This window comes from uncultured Lamprocystis sp., from assembly GCF_903933125.1.
GTDB lineage: Bacteria > Pseudomonadota > Gammaproteobacteria > Chromatiales > Chromatiaceae > Thiodictyon.
Window position 1 is genome coordinate 1 of sequence record NZ_CAIZIZ010000462.1, and the last position, 5428, is coordinate 5428.

Consider the following 5428-nt stretch of genomic DNA (forward strand, 5'->3'; position numbering starts at 1 on the left):
GATGAATTCTTTGTGCCCTTTGTGCCTTTGTGGTGAACTTCTTCATGCCGCACCATTCGCGCTCTGAACTGGCTGAAGAGAAGATGCACCACAAAGGCACAAAGGACACGAAGGAAGAAGAATAAATTCTTTGTGCCCTTTGTGCCTTTGTGGTGAACTTCTTCATGCCGTACCATTCGCGCTCTGAACTGGCTGAAGAGAAGATGGACCACAAAGGCACCGGTTCTCGCCCCAGGTCATAGTCACCACATAGCAAGAGAAGATATTCACCACCAAGGCACAAAGGACACAAAGGAAGAAAAGATGAATTCTTTGTGCCCTTTGTGCCTTTGTGGTGAACTTCTTCATGCCGCACCATTCGCGCTCTGAACTGGCTGAAGAGAAGATGCACCACAAAGGCACAAAGGACACGAAGGAAGAAAAATAAATTCTTTGTGCCCTTTGTGCCTTTGTGGTGAATCTTCTTCCTGGATCAGATGCCGTTTCCAAAGGCGAGCCGGGCCTGGAGGATGTTCTTGTCGACGAGCACCTGCTGCTCCTCGTTCGATACGCTCGGCTGCTGGTCGGCCAACAAGGTTCCGGCAATCTCGCACCAGCGCTCCACGGTCATGCCGGTGTCCGCCAACGCACTCTCGGCCGACCTGCGCCATTCCTGTGCCTGAAGATCAAGCTCGACATTCAGGTCATGGAGCGACAGGGCGTCCACCTCAGTCATCCCGAGCGGCGGGATCGGCGCCAGCCCGCGCGCTCGCAACAGCGGATTGAGCGGCACGCGCAGGCCGTTGTTCGCAGCCTCCAGCTTCGCTGCCTGGTAGCCGACAATGACGTTTTCGATCTTCTGCAGCCTGCCGCCCAGGATTGCGGACTGGGTGATCAGCGACTTCATCAGCGTGTCCGGCACGTCCCGGATGGCAACAAACTGGCCCTTACGTGCCTGCCCGTGAATTTTCTTCAGTTGCTCGTCCGCCTGCTCCTCCAGTTCATTGAAACTGTCGGCGATCTGCTGATACTGGTCCACGTAGCCCTCCAGCAAGGCAGGGTGATCAGCGCCTGCGTAGTCGGTCGGCAACGGGTCCAACACCCGTCGCGCCGTGTCGATACGGACCCTGACCGCCGCGGTCTGGGTCCAGGCGCTCTGGTACTTCTCCTTGAATTGCCGGTACGCGTGCAGAATGTCGCCGCCGATCTCCTCGAATGGCTTGGTGACGCCGGTCAGGGGGTCATAGCCCACCTCATGGCCCAGCAAATCCAGGCGCTCGGAGGCCTTGTCCAATTGCAGGGAGCGCAGAAAATGCAGCAGGGTCTCGCTGCCGGCGTTGGTTTCCTCCTGCTGCGTGGCCGTGTCCGCCGTCCGCGCCAAGGCGCCGGCGAGGATATTTCTGATGGTCTCCAGCGAAAGCGTGAACAGCCGCCGCGGGAAGGGCGGCTGCGCGTCCTTGTCGGCATTGATGCGGGCGATCAGGCCGCTGGCCTGGCCGGCAATGGCCGTCCCGGTCCGATCGACGAATTCGGCAAAGAGCCGGGCGCTTTCCACCCGCTCATAGAGTGACAGCCGGGTGTCTTCCAGGCGCAAGGTGCGGACATGGTCGATCGTGACCTTGGGTACCTGCTCCGGACGCACCAACCGCACCAGGGCCCGGACCTCAGCGCGCGCCTTGATCAAAGCCGGCAGGCGGTCGCGGGTTGTTTTGAGATCATTCACCTCCGTCAGGGCCTGCTCTTGTGCCGCCAAATCCGCCAGCAGGTGCTCTGCCGTGTCGATGCGATCCAGTGCCTCCGTCGTCTGGGTACCCTGGGGCGCGGCACCCTTGGGCGCAAAATAGCCGGGGATCTTGTCCATGCCATAGACTCGCTCCAGCGTCTTCACGGCGGCCCGGTAGCCGTCCGCGGTCGGACCGTCCAGCCAGTTTCCGGCCATCTGCACCCCAGCCTTCAACTCGGCCCGCGTGACCTGTACCCACTTTGGCGTCTTGAGGGTCTCATCCTCAATCTTCAGCAGGTGCAACCCGGCACACCACCACATCCAATCCTCAAAGACGTTCTTGGCGGAGAGTCCTGAAGCGCTCGATAAGTGTCCCCAGTACCAGTTGGCCCGTGCCTGCTCCAAGGTCCAGGCGCGTGACTTGCTCGGGTCCGCGATCCGGGCCAGGAACGGCGGGAAGCGCGCCTGCGCCTGCTCCGGCTGATCCAGGTCCAGAAACAAGCCGGCGTGTTCGTTCTTGTCATAGCCCTGACTCACCACCCGGCTGCTCAGCGTCAAACGCCCGAACAGCGCGGCCAGAGCCTGTGCATCCACCCCATGCCCGGGTAGCAGCGCCTGGAGTCCGCCGAGCTTGGGCTCCTCGATCGCCAACAAACGCCAACCCCGAAACAGCAGGTCACGCTCCTCCGGGTTGAGCTTCCCCCCGGGGCGCAGCGGCCAGGCGATCAGGCCCCGGGTGTCCAGGCGGTGGCGCCAATGGGCCATGGCGGTGTAAGTGAAGTCCCGAATGCCGTGGAGGCGACTCTTGAACTTGGTCGTGAAGGCCTCGTCCTTGAGCTCGAAGCCCGACCGGTAGGGTGGGAGCAACCCGATCCGCTCCACGACATCCAGCTCGGAGCTGTTGAGGTAATAGAGCAGGATGTCGTCCTTGCCATACCTGGGGTCGGCGTCGAATCCACCCTTATCGTAGTAATCCCGGACACCCAGGGAACCGGTGAAGGCCATCACCGGGAAGCGGCCGTCGTCCCCGCGCACGCGGCACGCCAGCGCGTGCAGCCGGTTCAGCTCCTCCGCACTGCTCACCCAGGCAAACCAGGCCTGATTCTCCGGATGCAGCATCAAGGCGTCGCAGAATTGAAGCCCCCCTTTGCCCCCGCGGCCCCGCGCATGGGGGGCGGCCTGCACCACCAGAGTGTCCTTATTGGGATAGGCCGGCTCGTCATACTGCCAGTTGCGATCCAGCAGCCGGAACAGGCCCGTCAGGCGGGTACGTGGCCGCAGGTTCAGATCCGCCCGGCAGTGCTGCTCGAAGGCACGTATACCCGCGCTGTGGGCATCCGCGTAGCCCGGGTCCCGAAAGATCATCGAGTTGTTCTGTTGCGTGCGATAGCGCAGATCCAGCCGCAGCAACATCGCGACACTCGGCCCGATGTGAGTTGCCTCCTCCGGCCCCAGTTCCTTGTCTGTGCCGACGAACTTCTGCCAGAGCGCATCGGCCGCGAACTCGGCGGCCGGGTGACCATATAACAGACCGACCAGGTGCTTGAACTCACCGTGCGACAACGGAATCAGCAAGGCGTCCGGTTCCGACTCCTTGATGGCGAAGGTCCGCAGGTTTTGCAGCAGGGCCAGGAGACTCAGCCCCTGCTCCACGCCGGGATAGAACCACTCCTCCTTTTCCCGCTGGAACTTCGCCTCCTCCAAGGCCCGCCGACACTCCAGGGTATCCCACCGCACCCGGCGGTAGCGACTGGCAACCGGTTCACTGTATTCGTTGCGGTGGTCAAGCAATTCGGTCATGCGCGGCGGGCAATCGCGCAACGCCATCGGCAACTGACCGAACAGCAACTGCCGGGCGCATGCCAAGAGCGCCTGGTCTGCGGTATCGATGCCCTCGATGGCGTTGTCGTCCAGCACATGGGCGGCCACCCGTCCCGAGCCGGCCAGCACCGCCTCGAACACCAGTCCGGTGTCGGGGATCGGCCTCCCGGCAGCGGTGAACTGCTCCAGCACGGCATCGACGTTCGCCATGATGACGTTGAACCAGCCGAAATTGGCCCCGCTCATGGCGTAGGCCGCCTCGACCAGACCCCGTGGGTAGTCGAAGGCCAGCTTGCGCGCCAAACGCAGTTGCCCCAGGTAATCAGAGACGTCGGCAAAGGCGTTGTGTTCCAGTTCCACCAGCTCGAACCGCCTCTCCGTGGACTGGATCTCGCGCAGTTGTTGCCCCAAGAGCGGCGAGCAGAGCGCCACGTAGCGCAGCCAGGGCAGCGCGCGGCGGGGGTCTTCCTCCTTGATGGCCTTGCCGATCAGGCGGATCGCCTGGCCATCCATGCGTTTGGCCTCGTCCTGTTCCAACCCGAAGGTCGCCGCCTCGGCCACCGTCTCCAACTCGTCCAGCACCACCAGGACATAGCGGATGCCGAAATCGCGCAGATACCCATAGGCCGCCTGGACCAGGTCGACGACCAGCGTGGGCTCGAAATAGAGTTGCTCCTCCGTGTGGGCCGCAGCCAATTGCAGCAGTTCACGCAGGCGTGCGGGATCGAAGCCCTCGGGCTCCAGGCGCCGCAGTGCTTGGCGTGCGATCTCGCTCTGGATCGACCCATCGAAGGCCCGCGTCGCCAACGGCAGCAGCGCCTTGTACAGCCCGAACGCGAACCAGTTGTCCGAGTTCTGATAGTCCGACGCCAACTGTGAGTAACGGATATAGAGCCCGAGGTATTCATCACGTCGGTGGGCGTCATCGAACAAGGTGGCAGACGCCAGCGCATCCGTCTCGCCACGGACATACCATCCCTTGGAACAGTCATTGATCTGGGCGATCAGCTCGTGGCCGAGTCTGGACTTACCGCGACCCCACTCCCCCTCCACCGCGAACACATGGGCAAAGTTGTCCTGGTCCTGATCCACCGTCCGGATAAAGGTCCTGTAGCGGTTAAAGAATCGCGTTTGCCCCACCAGCGGGTCCCGCGGCGGATAGTCCGAGACACCAGTCGCCGCCCAGCGATGCCGCTGCGCCAGCCCCGCGACATACTCCGGCGTCAAATCCATCTCTTTCAACTCGCTCATACCGCGGCCCTCCATTTACCACCAAGGCACAAACAATGCGGGAAGAGGATTTCACCACAAAGGCACAAAGGACACAAAGGAAGAAAGAGTGTTTCTTTGTGTCCTTTGTGCCTTTGTGGTGAATACTCTTCTCCGACAGTTTTGTTGTAGTGTATCTTTTCAGCCGTTGACCATGCGTCGAATGCCGTTCTTCATCAGTGGCACATTGAAATTCAGCAACAGACCCAGCCACCGGCCGGACAGGCGCAAATAGGTCAACAACTGCGCTTCATGAATCGGTTCAATATGCTGGACCGCCTTCAATTCCACGATGAGCAACTTCCCCACGACGAGGTCCAATCGAAAGCCGGCATCCAAGTATTCGCCCTTGTAATGTACGGGCAGCAATACCTGGCGCTCGACGGTGATGCCGCGCAACCCAAGCTCGTAGGCAAGCGCCGCTTCGTACGCGGACTCCAATAGCCCTGGCCCCAGAATCCGATGCACCTCGATCGCTGCATCGACGACCACAGAGGCAAGAACATTGGCCTGATCTCTAACGTCCGATCCCGATTGCATGGCAGCCTAACCCCTTAAAGCACAGACTCATAAGACTCACCACAAAGGCACAAAGGACACAAAGAATTCTTTTTTTTCCTTAGTGTCCTTTGTGCC

At 61.2% G+C, this 5428-nt stretch carries 3 protein-coding genes; all 3 read right to left on the bottom strand.

Features of this window, described 5'->3' with window-relative positions; translation table 11 throughout:
* Positions 1-391: hypothetical protein (locus QZY03_RS24935; RefSeq protein ID WP_295585637.1), on the bottom strand; the 391-nt coding region annotated here is incomplete at its 3' end.
* A gap of 81 nt (positions 392-472) precedes the next feature.
* Positions 473-4774 (bottom strand): hypothetical protein, encoded by a 4302-nt coding sequence (locus QZY03_RS24940; RefSeq protein WP_295585638.1) that lies wholly within the window; start codon positions 4772-4774, stop codon positions 473-475.
* A gap of 159 nt (positions 4775-4933) precedes the next feature.
* Positions 4934-5332: a GxxExxY protein gene (locus QZY03_RS24945; RefSeq protein ID WP_295585639.1), complete on the bottom strand. Its 399-nt coding sequence runs from the start codon at positions 5330-5332 to the stop codon at positions 4934-4936.
* Between the last annotated feature and the right edge of the window lie 96 nt (positions 5333-5428).

Excerpts from the sequence above, each read along its gene's own strand:
- QZY03_RS24945 (WP_295585639.1), bottom strand. The coding sequence starts at position 5,332 with ATGCAATCGGGATCGGACGTTAGAGATCAGGCCAATGTTCTTGCCTCT.
- QZY03_RS24940 (WP_295585638.1), bottom strand. The coding sequence starts at position 4,774 with ATGAGCGAGTTGAAAGAGATGGATTTGACGCCGGAGTATGTCGCGGGG.